The sequence below is a fragment of the Oleiphilus sp. HI0132 genome (assembly GCF_001635845.1).
In genome coordinates this window covers 1-284 of the sequence record NZ_LWGJ01000869.1, presented here as the reverse complement: position 1 = coordinate 284, position 284 = coordinate 1, and the positions used below count along the sequence as shown (strand labels likewise).

At 49.3% G+C, this 284-nt stretch carries 1 protein-coding gene; it reads right to left on the bottom strand.

Features of this window, described 5'->3' with window-relative positions; all coding sequences use genetic code 11:
• On the bottom strand, positions 1 to 256 hold a 256-nt coding region (locus A3766_RS09775), incomplete at its 3' end, for a cytochrome c family protein (RefSeq protein ID WP_156508843.1).
• Positions 257 to 284 lie beyond the last annotated feature (28 nt).

Here is a 284-nt window from a genome sequence, read left to right as displayed (position 1 = left end):
TTATCCCCCCAAAGCCCATAGTGGTACCAGGCACTGTTCCGGCGGGGTCTTCCAAGAAACGATCCAGATTGGCTTCGTTCCAAGTGAGATTGCTCTCAGATAAACCCGACGAGTAGTTAAAATTGCTAGCCGAAGCGGCGGGTTGTCCGTATTTACCTCTAAGATTGGGACCAACACTTGCTTTTCCGGATGCGTCTGTACTGTGACACACGGTGCATTGATTAAGGGTTGTGTCTATGTGAGCGCCGGCTGCCATTTTTTCTGTTTTATAAATTGGGGTCGTG